Below are 18,264 nucleotides of genomic sequence, written 5' to 3'. Positions count from 1 at the left end.
TCTTTTATGCGGATTTATTTAGCGATATTTTTTTCTATTATAGGTGTTTCCTGTTTGTCCACTCTTTTAAATTTAAAAATTGAAATCAAGATTAAGGCAGCCAACACAATCAGGCAAGTAATGATACTGATTCGATTCTGATCACTGAATACGAATGTGACACAAATGATGCTTAACGTGATTACGGTAAACAAGGTTATATATGGAAATCCCCACAATTTAAAACTGGGAGCTTTGGGATATGAATTGCGAAGTTTAAGCTGCGCTAAACAGATGCTGATCCATACAAGTGATACTACAAAACCCGGAAACGCCATTAATAGAGTAAATGCCTTGTCCTGTGCAACGAAAGTAATCATGGAGCCGACGACCAATACAACTGCACTTAATAGCAAACTGTACAAGGGAACGCCATTTTTTGATACATAAGAGAACGACTTGGGAGCTTCCCCTTCTGCAGCTAAAGAATGCAACATTCGGGTACACCCATATATTCCAGAGTTAGCGGCAGATAAGACGGCCGTAATCAAAATGAAATTCATGATATGTGCAGATCCCTGAAAACCTGACATTGACAAAACCTGTACAAACGGACTTGCCTGGTCGCCAATTTCATTCCACGGAATCAAACCGCAGATTACAAGTATCGGTAAGGTGAAGAATAATACAACTCTCCAAATATAGTTTTTAATGACCTTAGGTAAAATGCGTTCTGCATCCTTTGCTTCCGTTACCGTCACCCCTATTAACTCGGAACCGCCATAGGAGAACATGACGATCAGTAATGCCGAAAAGATGGACATCCACCCATTCGGGAAAAATCCTCCATGCCCTGTGAAGTTTTGCAGATAATTAGATCCGCCGCTTGGGATCACACCAAATAAAATACAGGCTCCCAATATGATGAATAAGATGATCATTGTAATTTTAATGCCGGCAAACCAAAATTCGAATTCACCATAATTTTTGACATTCATCATGTTAATCCCAATGATGAAGGCCGCACACCCTAAACTTAATATCCATAGCGGGATTGCCGGGAGCCAATACTGCAAAAAGCTTCCTGCCACCACTACCTCAATGACACAAACGGACAGCCACATAAAACAATACATCCAGCCTACGATGAAGGAAAGGCGCTTACCGAATGCTTTCTGAACGAAGCCTTTCATATTCGTATTTGGATAGACAATTGCCATTTCCGCTATGGCACCCATGACTACTAGCAATAACAATCCTGCAAAAATATAAGTGAATATGACTCCTGGCCCTGCTAACGATATGGTTTCGGCACTTCCTTTAAAAATCCCAGTACCTATTGCCCCTCCCATTGCCATCATGCTAATATGCCTCGGCAATAATTTCTTTTGCAATGACCCACCATTTGACTCCATTACATTTGCCTCCTTCATTCCATAATTTTCTCGTATAAATTAAACCCATTTAATCGTTGAATGGCAAATAGATTTGTTATCTCATCAACCGTTATGGTTTAGGAGTGGAAGGATCCAAAGCTTATTGAAAACTCTATACTTCCCAAAGTAAAAATGATATCAATATGCCGATGGTTTTACAAGAGGGAATCATTGCAGGCCAATACGGCCCCTGTTTGGTCAAACGCCGGGACATAATTCCAAATGGAGTGAATTTACTGATAGCCTTTCCTTTCGGGTCTTTGACTCCATTAAGATAAAACATTCTAATCGGGGACTACATTGGTAATCCCCATGAATTTACCTTTTCCTATTTATTTACGATGTGAATTGCATGTCCCAAAACTGCTTCAGCCGCTTCCAGCCACCCCTCGGTCAAGGTCGGATGAGGATGCATGCTGAGGGCTATATCTTCGACCCGAGCCGCCAGCTCAAGGGCAAGGACCCCTTCACCTATAAGGTTGGAAGCATCAGCACCTACCATATGCATTCCAAGCAATATATGACTATTGGCATCCACGATGACTTCTGCAAACCCCTCCGTTTCATTCATTGCAAGCGCCCTTCCGTTGGCACTGAACGGAAATTTGCCAACCTTTACGCTGTATCCCTGTTGTTCAGCTTCTTCACGGGTTAAACCAACACCAGCTATTTGTGGTTCCGAGAAGATTACATAGGGAACATAAGGCGAGTCAACGGCACTTGGCAGCCCCGCTATCACTTCAGCTGCCACGATTCCCTGTTTGGACGCTCGATGGGCAAGTGCCGGACCAGGCGTAGTATCACCGATGGCAAAGATGTGCGGCACATTTGTACGGCATTCCATATCCACTACTATATGGCCTTTCTCACCAACCGTCACTCCAGCCCGATTCAGGCCAATTTCTTCCGTGTTAGGAACCCTTCCAATTGTAACCAGGGTCTTTTCGCTCACGACCGCTTCCGCACCCTGTTCTTCCGAGGAAACAAGAAGATGCACTTGACCATCCACTACACTCGCTTTCTCTACCCTCGAGGATGTTTTGATATTGATCCCGAGCTTCTTGGCATTCCGGGTGACGTCCTTTACCAGGTTTTCAGCAACTTGAGGGAGTATGCGATTGGCCATCTCAATGATGGTCACTTTAGTCCCTAACTTTGCAAATGCCATACCCAGCTCGATTCCGATATATCCTCCGCCAATGATCGACAAGCTCGCTGGAACTTCATTCAGCTGCAAAGATGATGTTGAATCCAATATATATTCTCCATCGACTTTTATGAAGGATGGAATGAAAGGCCTGGACCCTGTCGCAATAATTGCCTGTTCAAACTTGTAGGTTTCAAAATCGCCACCGGTTTCAACTCCAATGCGGTCATCAGATAAAAAAGTTGCTTGGCCTTTAACCACCGTCACTCCGTTTTCCTTACACAAATGGGCAATCCCATGCCCCAACTGGGATATGATGCCCCCTTTCCAATCCTGCCAACCCCCCAAGTCCATAGTGGTTCTTTCCTGAGGCAGCCGGATTCCCATTTTCCCTAAATCGTTAAGCCCATGGTATTGATCAGCTGCGTGAATCAATGCTTTTGAAGGTATACAGCCCCGATTAAGGCAGACCCCGCCCAACTTATCCTTTTCAACCAGCACGACAGATTTACCTAACTGGCCGAGACGGATAGCCGCAGCATATCCTCCCGGACCTCCTCCCATGATGACAACATCCGTCTCAACAGCAACTTCCCCTACTACCATTTATCTCATCTCCACAACTAAACGAATTGGATTTTCCAGCAATTCCTTGATTTTATTGGTAAAGTGCACCGCTGTTACCCCATCAATCAAACGATGATCGAAAGAAAGAGACATATTCATCATTAAACGGATAACACCTTCCAAATCGCGAACGACCATGCGATGTTCCATTTTATGCAAAGCTAATATGGCAGCTTCCGGATAGTTAATGATCGGGGTAGCGTGCATCCCTCCGATCGGTCCTACATTGCTGATGGTAAATGTACTGCCTGTGATTTGGTTTATACTCAACTTCCCTTCACGGGCTTGGGTTGCCAATTGCCTGATTTCATCAGCCAGTTGGAAAATGGTTTTTTGATCGGCATGTTTGATCACAGGAACAATGAGACCCTCTTTTGTATTCGTCGCAATCCCAATATGATAATAATTTTTCAGGATGATTTCATTGGTTCTTTCATCAATTGAAGCATTTAATGTTTTGAACTCCTTTAAAGCGATGACAATGGCTTTAACGAAAAACGGCAAAAAAGTCAATTTTATATCCTTATCATCTGAGTACTCCTTTAATTGACTTTTAAATTCCTTTAATCGGTCCATTTCCAATTCATCTACATGCGTTACATGAGGAATAGTCGAAACGGACTTTACCATATGTTCAGCGATTTTTTTACGAATGCCTTTAAGCGGAATCCGCTCTTCCCGCTCATTTCCCAAACCATTTGCCAGTACGGCATCCTTCATCGGCGCCATCTCTTGACCAGTCTTGTCATCATGCTGTTTGGCATCTTCCCGTGTAATCGAATTATTTTCTTTAAACTGCTTCAGGTCACTTTCGGTAATTCGCCCAGCCGGACCGGAACCTTTAACCTTCTCGATATCAATCTTCATTTCCCTGGCCATTTGACGCACGAATGGGGTTGCCAACGCACGCACTGCCTGATGGTGCTGTTTAGTCGTAATATGCTCCGCATTTACTTTTACATCACCGGATTGCCCGACTTGGTTTTCTTCCTCACTAATGTTTGTATCCGGAACTGGCACATCGTTCTCTTCCTGAATTGTGAATATAGTGGTTCCCACTTCCACGATATCCCCAACGGAAAAAAATATTTTCTTGACCACTCCCGCTGCCGGGGCTGTCAATTCCGCATTGACTTTATCCGTTTGCACCTCAACAATGGGTTGGTCCTGTTTTACCGCATCCCCTTCTTTGATGAGCCATTGGATAATTTCCCCTTCATGCATCCCTTCCCCTACATCAGGAAGTTTAAATTCCATCATGCGTCATCCTCCTTCTCTTTCTCCCTAAATCAATTAAAATGATAACGTTTCGACAATTCCTTGTTTTACACGGTCAACAGTCGGTAAATAATGATCTTCTATTGTAAACGGCGGAACCGGTACATCAAATCCTGTTACACGCTTAATCGGCGCTTTCAGGTAAATAAGAGCTTCATCATTAATGATGGAGATAATTTCCGCACCTAATCCGGCCGTCTTATGGGCTTCATGGACGATCAATGCACGACCTGTCTTTTTAATGGATTGCACGATCGCATCCCTATCTAAAGGGTATAAAGTTCTAAGATCGACCACTTCACACTTCCAGCCTTTTTCTGCTTCAATCTTTTTCGCGGCATTCATTGCCTCCCTTAACATGGCCCCCCATGCAAAAATGGTCAGGTCGCTTCCCTCCTGGACCACTTTTGCCTGACCGATTGGTATTCGGTACATTTCATCGGGAACTTCTTCCTTGAAGGCCCGATACAATTTAGTCGGTTCCAAAAAAATCACTGGATCTGGATCTTCGAGCGCTGAAATGAGCAGCCCTTTTGCGTCATATGGATTACTGGGTGCAACCACCTTTAAACCCGGAGTATGGGCAAAGAAGGTTTCGACACTTTCGGAATGAAGTTCAGGACCCCTGATTCCGGCACCATATGGCGTACGGATTACGAGGGGCACCCCAAATTGCCCACGAGTACGATACCTCATACGGGCAGCATGGGAAATGAGCTGCTCGAACCCCGGATAAATAAAGGCGAGAAACTGGATCTCCACTATGGGCAGCATTCCGTTAAGAGCCAAACCAATGGCAGAGCCGATGATTCCGGATTCAGCTAATGGCGTATCCACAACTCGATCTTTTCCATACTTCTCATAAAGTCCTTCCGTCGCTCGAAAAACCCCGCCATTCAAACCAATATCCTCACCCAAGATCATCACTCGATCATCATGATCCAGCATTTGGTCCAGCGCTTCCGTAATAGCCTGGAGCATCGTTAAATTTTTGCCCATCATTTCCTCCCGCCTTTCCTTAAGATTTGGTTCAATTCCTGCTTCTGTTCCTTAAGATGCCATGTCTCCTCAGCATATACATGGTTAAACATTTCGAGCGGGTCGGATTTCGGATACGCTTCGGCCCTTTTAAGGTGAGTATCGATCAGTTCGTTGAATTGCTTTAACACCAATTCTTCCTGCTCTTCATTCCAATGACCCTCTTTATTCAAATACTTTCTAAGGCGTGTAATAGGATCGCGGTTTTCCCTCCAGAACGTTGAAATTTCGTCCTGATCGCGATATATGTTCGGATTGTCTGCAGTAGTATGGGCGCCATAGCGAAAGGTAATGGCTTCGATTAATGTAGGCCCTTCCCCTTTAAGCGCTCTTTCGACAGCCTCCTTTACAGTCATCCATACGGCAAAAATATCATTTCCATCCACCCGCACCCCATGGATGTCATAAGCAGCAGCACGCTGGGATATTGTTTTTGATGCCGATTGCTTTTCAAAAGGGACACTGATTGCGTAGCCATTATTTTGGCAGAAAAAGATTGTCGGGGTTTTATAAACGCCGGCAAAATTCAGTGCTTCATGAAAGTCCCCTTCAGAAGTCGCACCATCGCCAAAATAGGCGATGCTAACATTCTTTTCGCCTTTAAGCTTACTTGCCCAAGCCGTTCCAACTGCATGAACCATTTGAGTGGCAATTGGAACACTTGGAGGCAATATCCTTTTTCCTTCTGGACAAATCGAACCATCAAAATGCGCCATCCAGTATAGGAAAACACGGTATAATTCCTGTCCATGAATGATTGCCGCTCCATGATCACGGTATGTGGGAAACATCCAATCCCCTGCCGACAATGCTAAAGCGCTTCCTGCTTGGGACGCTTCCTGCCCTTCGAAAGGTGCATAAGTCCCAATCCTGCCTTGGCGCTGGAGATTTATTGATTTTCGGTCAAATGTTCTGAGCAGGAGCATGCTCTCATACATCTTTAACATAAGTGATTTATCGATTTTTCCATCAATCACTTCAATTATTTCCCCATCAGGAGTCAATACACGAAACATTTCCGGCTCAACTCCGCTTGAATGCGCTTTCATTATTGGGTTTCCCGTCTTTTCCATTTCATTTCTCCCCTTAAGATAGATTTGTTTCGCAAACTTACCTAGGTTTTGAACAGTCATGAAATAACAGCCCAAAATGTTTTTATTGGTCTTTCTGTCTGTGATTAAATGCTGTTTCATAAACTACATTTCCTTATATAAAAGGATAATACATCCATGTTTTTAATAATATGTTAAATAGAATGAATTTTTTACATATTACCTTTATTTAGAAGATGTTTTCTGATACTTCGCCTTCATTTTGAAAACGAGAACCTTTAATGGGAAATTTCATAATGATTCCCTTCAAAATGTGATATGCTCCCGACAGATTTAAAACCTTCATCAAAAAAAAATCCAGCACAAAAAAGACCCATTATATTAATATATGGGTCTTACAGACTGTAGACAAACTCGATGAAAATCGAGTTTGTCTATTTTTTATGAGTTGTACAATTGGCCGTTGATTTTCCACTCCAGGCACTCGCTTTCCGCGGGCGGTCGGGGAGCCTCCTCGGCTTTCGCCTGCGGGGTCTCCCCTAGACGCGCTTTTCCCGCAGGAGTCTCGTACCTTCCGTTCCAATCAACTTTGTCTTACCTTTTAGATAAACACTTTTGCCTGGAGTCATTTTTGTTTTAAAATAGAAGTATTAAAACTTGAGGTGATGAGGATGCTTTCTAAACATGATTCTATTCAGCGAGATCAACTTGAAATGATTACGTTAGATCAACTGGTGCCACCGAACCATTTGGTTCGTAAAATGGAGGCTGCCATTGACTTCACTTTCATTTATGACTTGGTGAAAGAGATGTATTCAGAGGTAGGACGCCCAAGTATTGATCCAGTTATTTTAGTTAAACTGACATTCATTCAATATACCTTCGGTATTCGTTCCATGCGTAAAACGATTGAAGAAGTTGAAACCAATATGGCTTACCGTTGGTTCTTAGGCTATGGTTTCCATGATAAAGTACCTCATTTCTCTACGTTCGGGAAAAATTATGAGCGACGCTTTAAAGATACAGACCTGTTTGAACAGATTTTCTATCGCATTTTAATGACAGCTGCTAATAAAAAGTTAATAAGTGCTGAACACGTTTTCGTGGATTCCACATATGTGAAAGCCAGTGCGAATAAACGGAAATTTGAAAAGAAAATCGTTCGTAAAGAAACACGAGCGTATCAAGGGCGTCTTCAAGAAGAAATCAATCAAGATCGTGAAAACCATGGAAAGAAGCCTTTTCCATCAGATAAATTTGATAAAGAAGAGACCAAAGAGATTAAAGAAAGTACAACGGATTCTGAGAGTGGCTACTATGTGAAAGATGAACGAACAAAACAGTTTGCCTATTCATTCCACGCGGCTGCAGATCGCAACGGTTTTGTATTGGGAACGATTGTAACACCTGGAAATATACATGACAGTCAGATCTTAGAGCCACTAGTTGAACAAGTGATTGAGAAAGTTGGAAAACCGGAAGCCGTTGCCGCAGATGCAGCTTATAAAACACCAGCGATTACAAGCTACCTATTTAACAAAGAAATCATACCGGCTTTACCTTATACACGTCCTCGCACCAAAGAAGGATTTTTCCGCAAACAGGACTATGTATACGATGAACATTTTGATTGTTACCTTTGTCCTTCGGGAGAGCTATTAAAGTACTCAACAACCAATAAAGAAGGCTACCGCGAGTATAAATCACCCAAACACACTTGTGCGACATGCTCATTTTTATCTCAGTGTACAGAAAGCAAAGACCATCAAAAAGTGGTGACACGGCATATTTGGCAAACACATGTGGAAGAAGCAGATCATCTGCGTCATCATCAAGATGTAAAAACTATATATGCGAAACGTAAAGAAACGATTGAGCGTGTATTCGCAGATGCAAAAGAAAAGCATGGTATGAGTTGGACAACTTTAAGGGGACTTAAAAAATTGTCGATGCAGGCGATGCTTACTTTCGCTGCTATTAATTTAAAGAAGATGGCCAATTGGACATGGCGAGGTCCAAAAATGGCCTAACATAGTGGGCTCGTAGAGCCCCAATCTCCTAACTTCAGGAAAAAATTCAAAGGGAATCTCTAAAAGGGGTTCGGAATTTTTTAATTCCGAACCCCTTTTGTCTACAAACTGAAAGACCCATTATATTAATATATGGGTCTTAGCCTGTATAAAAACTCCAAGAAATCAGTTGCCTACGTTTTTTAAACAGACAGTTGATTTCAGAAATCCGCATTCCTTTGAGCCGACTGCCTGCCAAGCGTCTGTGGGGTCTCGGCTAACCAGTTTTTCGGCAGGAGTGTCGCATATTTCTTCCATCCATTAAGGAGTTCAGGGAAAAACATGAAAGATAAACTAGTCTTAAATAGGGTTCGGAATAAGACGAAACTGCAGTTTTTTCAATAACACAAAGTTGATTGGAACGGAAGGCGCGAGACTCATGCGGGAAAAGCGTGGCATGGGAGACCCCGCAGGCGCGCCGAGGAGGCTCCCGCCCGCCCCCGGAAAGCGAGTGCATGAAGTTGAAATCATTACACATACCCTCTTTCAGAAATCCGAAATTAGATCAATGTTACCCTTTTTGCATTTCAGGATGGGGTAGGACCCGCAACGGGAATTGCACCCAAAGGTAGAAAAGGTCTATTTTTCAAATGTTCCTTTAACGACAGCATGGCCATCTTTGACCATCATCTGCCCCATTGCGATAACACTATTTATTTCTAAAGTTCGTTGATTCATCAGGATGATATCGGCGTCCTTACCTACCGAAAGCTTTCCCTTTGCAGAAAGCTTTAAAATGTTTGCCGGGTTTTCCGTCACAACTCGTAGGGCATCGGCAATTGCCACTCCATCCTCGAGGACCGCATCGACAACACAATCATATAACGACATGCATGTACCAATGTTCAAACCGCGCAGGTTACCGCTTCCATCGAAGTCAGGCAGGCTGGCTTGCCCATCTGAAGTTATGGTGATCTGCCCGATTTCAACGCCTTCTTCTAGTGCCATTTTAATTGCTGTACTTGCTTTGACCTCGCCTTCTTCAAGGAATTTCTGGATTGTACTTGTCGTAAAATCTATATACCCCCCTTTTTTTGCATATTCCACCCCTGCATTGAATAAATGCGGATTTCGGTTTATATGTGTAGGGTAGAACTGAGTGATCGGAATTTCCGTTGTCTCGACAACTTCTTCAATTACTTGCAAATGATCTAGACTGTCGCCGACATGAATATTGACGATACCGCTTTTCCCGGATAACAGACCTCCATTACGTGCCTGCGAGGCCAGTTTAGCGAGTTCGGCTGCAGTCGGCTGCGAAGAACGATGATCGGCAATGGCTATTTCGCCAACACCGATAATTTTATCCACAAGAATCAAATCATCCTCGATCTTGCCGGTTAACGTCTTGACTGGAACTTGATACGAACCAGTCTGAACGAAGCAGCTAATTCCTTCTTCTTCAAGCGCTCTCGCTTTAGCGAGCAGTGCAGGCATCGTCCTTGTCGTACCATCTGTGCCGATGACCCCTACCAAAGTCGTTATACCGGCTAAAGTGGCATCTGTTAATTGGATTTCAGGTGTCCTCGTTTTAAAACCCCCTTCCCCGCCTCCGCCGATAATATGTACGTGGGCATCTATAAAACCCGGAGCCACAATTTGACCACTCGCATCAATCACTTTCATTTCAACGAAATTGGCAGGTACATCAATCCGGTCCTCAATGAAGCCAATTTGCTTTCCAACCAAGAGGATATCTTTTTGACCCATATATTCCGGTCCATAAAGCTCCCCATTTTTAATAAGCGTGAGCATTGTTCATTCCCCCTCCAAAAATTGAAATTTTCAAATAGGTTTCAAAATCTTTCACGCGGGTAAATATACAACATGACCCGCTAACAATTACATAAAAAAAGTCAAAACATACTTGTTCATTTTTAAACGTTGTAGCTGAATTGACATCTTGATTATGCTTTTCCAAAAGTATAAAAACAAAAGGAGTAAACGACATGAATAAAGTGATTTCTTCTGACATTCAAACAAATAAAAGATTATCCATGCGACAAATCATGAACCTATATCAAGTTACAAAAGAATTTAAAGGGAATATATATTTTATCTGCAACCATAAATTGGTCGATGCCAAGAAACTTTCGACTTTCGTATCCTTCGTGCTCATTCTTCAAGAGTGTGCAACGATGAAAGTCATACTTGAAGGCGAGAATGTACACGCCATGCTTGAAAAAGTACAGGCTATTTGTAAAGAAAATGATGAAAGTGCATTTCGTTTCCAATCGAACCAAACCGTAAATATTTAAATGATTCCAACTACGTTTGAAGAGGGTGTATTTATATGAGAACCATTTTAATGGTGATAGGCGCAATCGTTGTAATCGGCATAATAGCAAATCTCATTTTTTAAGAATGATGAAAGACTGTCAATGATTGACAGTCTTTTTTTTTGATGATTTGATTTAGAAAGGCTTGATCATGCTCCCGGACCTGGGAATCACCACGGAACCTCCCAGTCCCTCCATTTATTCAAGCCTTCCCGTATTTCATTTCCTTTGTCAATCCAATATTGTCTCCTCTTCTCCTCTTCTTCCTTCTCCTGTTGCTCAGCTATAAGGGCCTGTTGTTCTGCTATAAGCGGACCGATATCTTGAGCTTTAAAAGATTGAGCAGCTTGATTCTGTAAGGCTTTCGACATTATTTTTTGAAAGATGAGTGCACTTCCCTGACTGCTGTGTGTCGTTAGATAATGTTTTGCGTCCGTCTTATCATATCCCGCCCAAACAGCACCGACCAGCGAAGGTGAATAACCGATGAACCATTGATCTTTAACCCCTGATACTCCTTCGATGGGAACTTGTGTAGATCCTGTTTTACCTGCTATTTCATAACCGGAAACAGCCGCGTTTTTCGCTGTGCCATATTCCACTGTTCCAAGCAGCATGGCATTCATTTTGTCGACGGCGGCTACAGAGGTCACTTTGGTGCTTTTCTCTTTCCAGGCGGCAACCTCTTTTCCATCGGCATTTTCTATCCTTAAAATGGCGTGGGTTTCCATCCGTTCCCCTTCGTTGGCGAAAGCAGAAAAGGCTCCTGCCATCTGCAGCGGGGACACACCTTTTTTCATCCCTCCTAAAGCGATAGACAGGTTTCGATCATCCTTGTCATATGGAATCCCAAACCGCTTAAGTGAATCAAGCCCCCTATCGATGCCAATCTCATTCAATAGCCAAACCGTCGGTACATTCAAGGAATTCATCACCGCTTCATACATGGGGACTTCTCCTTTATATTGACCACTCAGGTTTGTTGGTTCATATTCACCGAAGCTCATTTTTTCATCCTTTAAAGGGTCAGTGATATCATATCCCTCTTCAACGGCCGGCGTGTAAACGACAAGCGGTTTAATGGATGAACCAGGAGACCTTGTCAGTTGGGTTGCCCGGTTATATCCCATGAATTGGTGTTCACCCCTCCCGCCGACAAGTGCTTTTATGCCGCCTGTTTCAGGATCAAGAAGGACAGACCCGCTTTGAACCAGTTCCTCTGTACTCGTTCCAACCGGAAAATTGGCTGAATTCTCATACACGCTTTCTGTAGCCTGCTGCATGGACTGGTCCAGGGACGTGTAAATTTTATATCCCTTTGAAAGCAGCTCCTCAAGCTTAATTCCATATTTACTCGATGCTTCCGATAAAACATGATCGACATAATAAGGATACTTACCTCTTAATGGATCGGTTTCCTTCTCCCCCATAAGAAGTGTCACCGAATCTTTTTTTGCGGCCGCTTCTTCATCTTTCGTCAAATAACCATGTTCCGCCATTCGCGAAAGAACCAAATCACGCCGCTTCACTGCACCGTCCAAATTCTTGTATGGATCAAGTTTGGATGGCAAGTTAATGACACCCGCCAGTAAAGCTGCCTCGGCAACGGTCAATTCAGAGACCTCTTTGGAAAAATAAATATTTGCAGCCTTTTTGATTCCCCATGCCCCATGGCCAAAATAAACTTGATTCAGGTACATTTCCAGGATTTCATCTTTTGTATATTGATTTTCAACTTCCTGGGCTAGAAAAAACTCTTCTATCTTCCTCTTCAATGTTCGTTCCGATTCCAGCATCGTGATTTTCACAAGCTGCTGGGTGAGCGTGCTCCCGCCTTCAACAACACTTCCAGCCTTCGCATTTTTAACCAAAGCCCGCATGATCCCTTGATAATCTATGCCGTGATGTTCATAAAAACGGTGATCCTCAATGGAAACCACCGCTTGCTTCATATGTTCCGGTATTTCATCTATCGCGACGCCCTCGGATTTATTTGCCGTGATCGTACTGGCTAGATTCCCATCCAGATCATAGATCCCTGTCGGTTGCTGAAGACTATTTTCAAGATGACTTATATCAGCACCCTGCCTGAAATACAATAGTGAACCGGCGCCTACAACTGCAATCGCCAATATTATAATTAGACCTAATTTCACTAACCCTCTCATTTGTACCCCCAATTTCCCATCTGCGACATGTTTCATTAAAAATATTTTACCCTTTTTGTTAAAGAAAACTCGTCGATTGAATAAAAGGCGCTCTTTTCTTGTAACACTTTACACGTGAATGGCATCCTTACCGATGATATCCCTCCTGCCAATTAACTGAAGGACCAGTTTTCATCCTACCATTTTAACTATGCTCGTATCTATCCTTTACCCGTAAAAGGCAATCTATATACCAATTAAAGGCGTGAAGCCATTTAAAAGCGGGTATAACACTATTAAGGTCTTATACAGGGGAGAGATGATAGTAATGAAAGGCTTAAAACATATTGTCGTCGCTTTTGATGGAAATGAAGAAAGTAAACGGGCCGTCGAATATGGAGCAACATTGAAAAAGGCCTTTCCAAAAGCTGAGTTGACCGTCGTTCATGTCCTAAATGATAAGGTTGAACAGCGTATCATGGGTAACGCCTCTGCGCCAGGGTTCGTGCCCTCTGCCGGATTTTATGTAGATCCAGTCCAGACACATCCTGTTGTTGAGGTTGACCAGCCAAGAAATCAAAAGGTAAATGACACCCCCTCCGCCCTCGAGAATAGTATTCAGAACGCAGAAAGTAATACGTTGAGATTGTTAAGTGAATGTCAAGTGACGGGGAAATTCGAAATATTGGAAGGATATGCGCCAGATAGCGTATGTGACTTTGCAGCGAGAACTTCAGCTGATCTTATCGTTGTCGGCAATAGCGATAAAAGCGGTTTGGAAAAATTCTTCCTTGGCAGTACAAGTAGTTCCATTGCGAAAAACGCACCATGTTCGGTATTCATTGCAAAATGAAGAATGAACGGTTTCTACCTGAATGGTTCGAGTCATACATTCTCCGAAAAAGGCCGGATTCATATAGAATCCAGCCTTTTTGTTAATAGGATTTTTTCAGTATTACATTTGGAGCAGCCGAAAAACACCGGGTTGCTAATTGCTGCCCAAAACCACATCCTGCTGACTATCAGGTTCAAAATGGCTGAAGCAGAACCGTTCACTCCCAGCCTTTAGGCTCCCCTTGTGGAAGTATTTAATTTTCGATCATCGGTTAGAATATCTATTAGTTTCTTTAAATGCCAATTAAAGAAAAACTGTACATGTCATCGAAACTCACCTTTTTACCATTTCATGTAAATATCATTTCGTTTATCCAACTTCTTTACAGACTTTCAATACACCTGCCGATAACCAAGTTAGAATACGACAATTTTTCTATAGACTCACTAAGGTTTGATTTCATTAAGCCTAATTTACATTGGGGAGGGAATGGACATGGATAAACATTCGATATCAGCTGAAAAAGGCGCCTACATAAGCATTGCCGCTTACATATTCTTGTCTGCTCTTAAATTGTCATTTGGTTATTTCGGTGATTCTAAAGGGCTTTGGGCTGATGGTTTAAATAATACGACCGACATCATCGCTTCCATAGCCGTTTTGATTGGTTTGAAAATTTCAAAGAGACCTCCTGATGATAATCATTCATATGGTCATTTACGGGCGGAAACCGTAGCGTCATTGGTAGCTGCCTTCATCATGATCACTGTGGGCCTTCAGGTTGTTTACAGTGCCATTGAATCCTTCTTTCACCAAGATTCAACAACCGTACCCAGAATGCTGACCGGTTATGTCGCTCTATTCTCTGCAATCTTCATGTACGGAATCTACCGTTATAACCTTACATTAAGTAAAAAAATCAACAGCTCTTCCATCTATGCCGTTGCCCAGGATAATCGTTCCGATGCCCTTGTCAGTGTTGGTGCTTTCATTGGAATCATCGGTACTAAGTTGGGAATCCCTTGGCTGGATGCGATAGCTGCAGCAGTCGTTGGGGTCATCATATGCAAAACGGCCTGGGATATCTTTCGTGATGCGTCCATCTCTTTAACCGATGGTTTCGACGAGCAGCTCCTGCAAAAGATCGGACAAACGATTATATTGACAGAGGGTGTTAAAGACATGAGTGAAATTAAAGCACGGATGCACGGAAGTGAAATCCTGCTCGAAACTACCGTTCATGTCAACCCTCTTTTGACCGTCATTCAAGGTCATGATATTACAGTTAGAATCGAAGAAAATCTTTTGAAGGAATATAATATCCAGCATGTGATCGTACACATCGAACCATATGCATTTCATAAAAAAGGTAACCGTCATTAACTTTACGGATACCTTTTTTTGTTATTTATTCCTGTAATTACTGTAATAAAACTGTGTCAAAAAAAGGTATTTATTGATTGATTGCCGAATATTTATCCAATTGACACATGTTAAAGGAACAGTAATCTGTTATCATGAAAACAAGTTGTAATTATTTTGATATTTTGTGATTTTATTCAAATAGAGCACTTTCTGGGTCAAAAGTAAATTCATTTTCCTACAGTATGGAGGGCAAAATGGTATCTAATCGAGAAATGACCATTCACTTTTTATCTTCTCAAAAAAACAGTATCATTTCCAAATGGAAAGATGAGTTGCTGCATTTACCGGACGGATATCTGGGGTATTTCAAAGGAGAAGTCGAAAATATTTTTAATTTGCTAATGGAGCAGGTTGGAAAATCGGATACTGACATAGACGATGTACTGAAGGTCGTAGGGGAAAAAATTGCGGCTGATCGCGTTACTAAGCAATTGGATATGGAAAATTTCTTTTTCACTGCAACCATCGGGAGATCCGTCATCATAGAGCACATTTTGAATTCCGGAGCACACAAAGAAGAAATATCGGCTCTAATAAAACGGGTAAACGTTTACTTCGATAAACTCATTCATTTTGCATTATCCCATTATACCGAATTGAAAACGATGGAACTTGAAGAACGCTATCAATTCATAAGCCCAAACCATAAAGACCGTTTGACGCTCCTTGGCCAAATGACCTCAAGCTTTGTCCATGAATTCAGAAATCCACTGACTTCCATCATGGGATTCATACAATTATTACAGGCAGAACAACCTGAGATAAAGTACCTTGATATCATTTCAAAGGAATTGGATCAGCTCAATTACCGGATCACGCAATTTCTTAATATTTCCAAAAAGGAGACTTCAACAACACAACCTGATCTATTTTCCATTGCTCAGCTTGTGAATGAGGTGATCGAATTTTTATATCCCAGCATTTTGGAAGTTAATGCTTCCATTACATGCAATATTGCCGAGGATGCCGTAATTTCGGGTTCTAAAGAAGAATTCCGTCAAGTTTTACTAAATATTATATTAAATGCTCTTGATGTGGTTGCAGGGATGCCTTCCCCATCCATTTACATTTCAGGCTCTGAATCGCCACCCGGCATTCTTACTTTAAATATATCGAATAATGGGCCGAAGATACCTGACGACGTCCTGCCGAATATTTTTGAGCCATTCATCACCACAAAAAAAAGAGGAACGGGATTGGGATTATTCGTCTGTAAAGAAATCGTTTTAAAGCATCAAGGAACATTATCCTGTCACTCTACCGACTTCCTAACGACCTTTTCCATACAATTAAAAACTAAATAATGGATAAATATCCTTTTTTCCTTAGGGTTTTAGTGTGAAATTTTTGACTGATTGACGTCCAGTTACTTATACTAATAGGAAGGTTCCACTACTGATCGAGGTGAATGATCCTATAGATTGAAAATAAAAACCAGATTTTATACAAGATAGCGAATTATTTTTCCATCTAACATTTTATATACTAATATCATTTCATTCATTATTGGTTTTGGGAGGTGACTGGGATAATTAAATCGTTCGGCACATCTGGCGATTCAATAAAGTCCCACACTAATTGGACATATTAAGTTTTTTATTTGTCATTATTTTAATTGCTTTAACAGCCTTTTTTGTAGCTTCGGAATTTTCGATCATAAGGGTTCGCAGCTCCAGGATCGATCAACTGATTGAAGAAGGAAACAAAAAAGCCATTGCGGTAAAGAAGGTTACATCCGATCTTGATGAATACCTATCCGCTACACAGCTAGGAATTACCGTTACTGCCCTTGGACTGGGGTGGCTAGGACAACCGACCGTCCTCAAATTGGTTGGGCCCTTATTCAATGCTTTGAATATCCCACAAGAAGTTACAAGCATTCTGACATTTGTCATTTCATTTTCCCTGATTACGTTCCTGAATGTGGTTGTAGGTGAATTGGCTCCAAAGACGGTTGCCATCCAAAAGGCTGAGCAAGTGACCTTGGCAATTGCCGGTCCGCTGATTTTTTTCCATAAGATAGCCTTTCCCTTCATCTGGGCCTTGAATCATTCTTCCCGATTCGTTGTCGGATTATTTGGCTTTAAGCCAGCATCCGAAAGCGAAATAGCCCATACGGAAGAAGAATTGCGTTTCATCCTGTCAGATAGCTATAAAAGCGGGGAGATTAACCAGTCGGAATTTAAATATGTAAATAACATCTTTGAATTCGATGATCGAGTTGCCAAGGAAATCATGGTTCCACGGACAGAAATCATGACCATATCCAAGGATGAAACGGTACAGGAATTCGTCGATGTGGCCAAATTGGAAAAATACACTAGATATCCTGTTGTCGAAGGTGATAAAGACCATGTCATCGGCCTAGTGAACTTAAAGGAAGTTTTCTCGGATCTTATCAAGAACCGGGAAATCCATATCAAAGCGATTGAAAATTACGCTCGTCCGATCATTCGGGTAATGGAAAATATACCAATTCACGATTTGCTGTTAAAAATGCAAAAAGAACGCATTCATATGGCTATTTTGATGGATGAATACGGCGGAACTTCCGGACTTGTCACAGTCGAGGATATCCTCGAGGAAATCGTTGGGGAAATTCGTGATGAATTCGATATCGATGAAGTTGCCTCAATCAGGAAAATTAAAGAAGGACATTATATTTTGGACTCTAAACTTCTTGTAAAGGAAGTGAATGATCTACTTGGCATTCACTTGGAAGAAGATGATGTCGATACTATAGGCGGATGGGTCCTTACTGAAAACTATGATGTGAAGGTAGGGGACATCATGGAAAAAGACGGATTCTGCTTTAAAGTGATTGAAATGGAAGATCACGCCATCCGTTCCATCGAGGTCACCAAAAAGGTCGTACATCTTCCTCTTGAAGGTACCCAAGGTTAATGGATAAAAAACAGCCACGTAAAAGGTTATTTTACGTGGCTGTTTTTT

General features: G+C 42.0%; 13 protein-coding genes. 6 read left to right on the top strand and 7 right to left on the bottom strand.

Annotated features, from left to right (window positions below):
- Window positions 1-14: 14 nt before the first annotated feature.
- From AC0VX1_RS05320 to pdhA, 5 genes are all read right to left on the bottom strand, one after another.
- On the bottom strand, window positions 15-1,394 hold the full coding sequence (locus AC0VX1_RS05320; protein ID WP_191929060.1) for an amino acid permease: 1,380 nt from the start codon (window positions 1,392-1,394) through the stop codon (window positions 15-17).
- A gap of 349 nt (window positions 1,395-1,743) precedes the next feature.
- Window positions 1,744-3,168 (bottom strand): dihydrolipoyl dehydrogenase, encoded by a 1,425-nt coding sequence (gene lpdA / locus AC0VX1_RS05315; protein WP_475470241.1) that lies wholly within the window; start codon window positions 3,166-3,168, stop codon window positions 1,744-1,746.
- Complete coding sequence (locus AC0VX1_RS05310; protein ID WP_475470239.1) at window positions 3,169-4,449, bottom strand: dihydrolipoamide acetyltransferase family protein; 1,281 nt, start codon at window positions 4,447-4,449, stop codon at window positions 3,169-3,171.
- A 33-nt stretch (window positions 4,450-4,482) separates the two neighbouring features.
- Complete coding sequence (locus AC0VX1_RS05305; protein WP_413022379.1) at window positions 4,483-5,466, bottom strand: alpha-ketoacid dehydrogenase subunit beta; 984 nt, start codon at window positions 5,464-5,466, stop codon at window positions 4,483-4,485.
- Window positions 5,466-6,578 carry a pyruvate dehydrogenase (acetyl-transferring) E1 component subunit alpha gene (gene pdhA / locus AC0VX1_RS05300; RefSeq protein ID WP_413022380.1) on the bottom strand — a complete coding sequence of 371 codons (1,113 nt, stop codon included), beginning with the start codon at window positions 6,576-6,578 and terminating at the stop codon, window positions 5,466-5,468. The genes AC0VX1_RS05305 and pdhA overlap by 1 nt, the downstream gene beginning before the upstream one ends.
- A gap of 650 nt (window positions 6,579-7,228) precedes the next feature.
- Here pdhA and AC0VX1_RS05295 point away from each other — a divergent pair.
- Complete coding sequence (locus AC0VX1_RS05295; protein WP_475470237.1) at window positions 7,229-8,587, top strand: IS1182 family transposase; 1,359 nt, start codon at window positions 7,229-7,231, stop codon at window positions 8,585-8,587.
- 618 nt (window positions 8,588-9,205) lie between these two features.
- Here AC0VX1_RS05295 and iadA read toward each other — a convergent pair.
- Window positions 9,206-10,381 carry a beta-aspartyl-peptidase gene (gene iadA / locus AC0VX1_RS05290; RefSeq protein WP_475470235.1) on the bottom strand — a complete coding sequence of 392 codons (1,176 nt, stop codon included), beginning with the start codon at window positions 10,379-10,381 and terminating at the stop codon, window positions 9,206-9,208.
- Window positions 10,382-10,575: 194 nt separating this feature from the next.
- Here iadA and AC0VX1_RS05285 point away from each other — a divergent pair, with 194 nt between their 5' ends.
- Entirely contained in the window at window positions 10,576-10,884 is a 309-nt protein-coding gene (locus tag AC0VX1_RS05285) for a hypothetical protein (RefSeq protein ID WP_034314818.1), read from the top strand.
- 191 nt (window positions 10,885-11,075) lie between these two features.
- Here AC0VX1_RS05285 and AC0VX1_RS05280 read toward each other — a convergent pair whose 3' ends face one another.
- On the bottom strand, window positions 11,076-13,073 hold the full coding sequence (locus tag AC0VX1_RS05280; RefSeq protein ID WP_413022569.1) for a transglycosylase domain-containing protein: 1,998 nt from the start codon (window positions 13,071-13,073) through the stop codon (window positions 11,076-11,078).
- Window positions 13,074-13,380: 307 nt separating this feature from the next.
- Between AC0VX1_RS05280 and AC0VX1_RS05275 the strand changes: the two genes are divergently transcribed.
- The 4 genes from AC0VX1_RS05275 to AC0VX1_RS05260 all read left to right on the top strand — a co-directional run bounded on the left by AC0VX1_RS05275 (window position 13,381) and on the right by AC0VX1_RS05260 (window position 18,216).
- On the top strand, window positions 13,381-13,905 hold the full coding sequence (locus tag AC0VX1_RS05275; RefSeq protein WP_475470232.1) for a universal stress protein: 525 nt from the start codon (window positions 13,381-13,383) through the stop codon (window positions 13,903-13,905).
- Between the two features lie 477 nt (window positions 13,906-14,382).
- Complete coding sequence (locus AC0VX1_RS05270) at window positions 14,383-15,270, top strand: cation diffusion facilitator family transporter (RefSeq protein WP_475470230.1); 888 nt, start codon at window positions 14,383-14,385, stop codon at window positions 15,268-15,270.
- 236 nt (window positions 15,271-15,506) lie between these two features.
- The gene (locus AC0VX1_RS05265; protein ID WP_475470228.1) at window positions 15,507-16,616 is read left to right on the top strand and encodes a histidine kinase N-terminal domain-containing protein; all 1,110 of its coding nucleotides are present in this window, start codon (window positions 15,507-15,509) and stop codon (window positions 16,614-16,616) included.
- Between the two features lie 274 nt (window positions 16,617-16,890).
- The gene (locus AC0VX1_RS05260) at window positions 16,891-18,216 is read left to right on the top strand and encodes a hemolysin family protein (RefSeq protein WP_063577156.1); all 1,326 of its coding nucleotides are present in this window, start codon (window positions 16,891-16,893) and stop codon (window positions 18,214-18,216) included.
- Window positions 18,217-18,264: the final 48 nt, after the last annotated feature.

The organism is Peribacillus sp. QJM3NY_7, from assembly GCF_056173225.1.
This window is presented reverse-complemented; position numbering and strand designations above follow the sequence as displayed.

What these genes read in the sequence shown, in the direction of transcription:
- AC0VX1_RS05265 (WP_475470228.1), top strand. Translation starts at nt 15,507, where the DNA reads ATGGTATCTAATCGAGAAATGACCATTCACTTTTTATCTTCTCAAAAA.
- AC0VX1_RS05310 (WP_475470239.1), bottom strand. Translation starts at nt 4,449, where the DNA reads ATGATGGAATTTAAACTTCCTGATGTAGGGGAAGGGATGCATGAAGGG.
- AC0VX1_RS05305 (WP_413022379.1), bottom strand. Translation starts at nt 5,466, where the DNA reads ATGGGCAAAAATTTAACGATGCTCCAGGCTATTACGGAAGCGCTGGAC.
- AC0VX1_RS05280 (WP_413022569.1), bottom strand. Translation starts at nt 13,073, where the DNA reads ATGAGAGGGTTAGTGAAATTAGGTCTAATTATAATATTGGCGATTGCA.
- iadA (WP_475470235.1), bottom strand. Translation starts at nt 10,381, where the DNA reads ATGCTCACGCTTATTAAAAATGGGGAGCTTTATGGACCGGAATATATG.
- AC0VX1_RS05285 (WP_034314818.1), top strand. Translation starts at nt 10,576, where the DNA reads ATGAATAAAGTGATTTCTTCTGACATTCAAACAAATAAAAGATTATCC.
- pdhA (WP_413022380.1), bottom strand. Translation starts at nt 6,578, where the DNA reads ATGGAAAAGACGGGAAACCCAATAATGAAAGCGCATTCAAGCGGAGTT.
- AC0VX1_RS05320 (WP_191929060.1), bottom strand. Translation starts at nt 1,394, where the DNA reads ATGGAGTCAAATGGTGGGTCATTGCAAAAGAAATTATTGCCGAGGCAT.
- AC0VX1_RS05275 (WP_475470232.1), top strand. Translation starts at nt 13,381, where the DNA reads ATGAAAGGCTTAAAACATATTGTCGTCGCTTTTGATGGAAATGAAGAA.
- lpdA (WP_475470241.1), bottom strand. Translation starts at nt 3,168, where the DNA reads ATGGTAGTAGGGGAAGTTGCTGTTGAGACGGATGTTGTCATCATGGGA.
- AC0VX1_RS05295 (WP_475470237.1), top strand. Translation starts at nt 7,229, where the DNA reads ATGCTTTCTAAACATGATTCTATTCAGCGAGATCAACTTGAAATGATT.
- AC0VX1_RS05270 (WP_475470230.1), top strand. Translation starts at nt 14,383, where the DNA reads ATGGATAAACATTCGATATCAGCTGAAAAAGGCGCCTACATAAGCATT.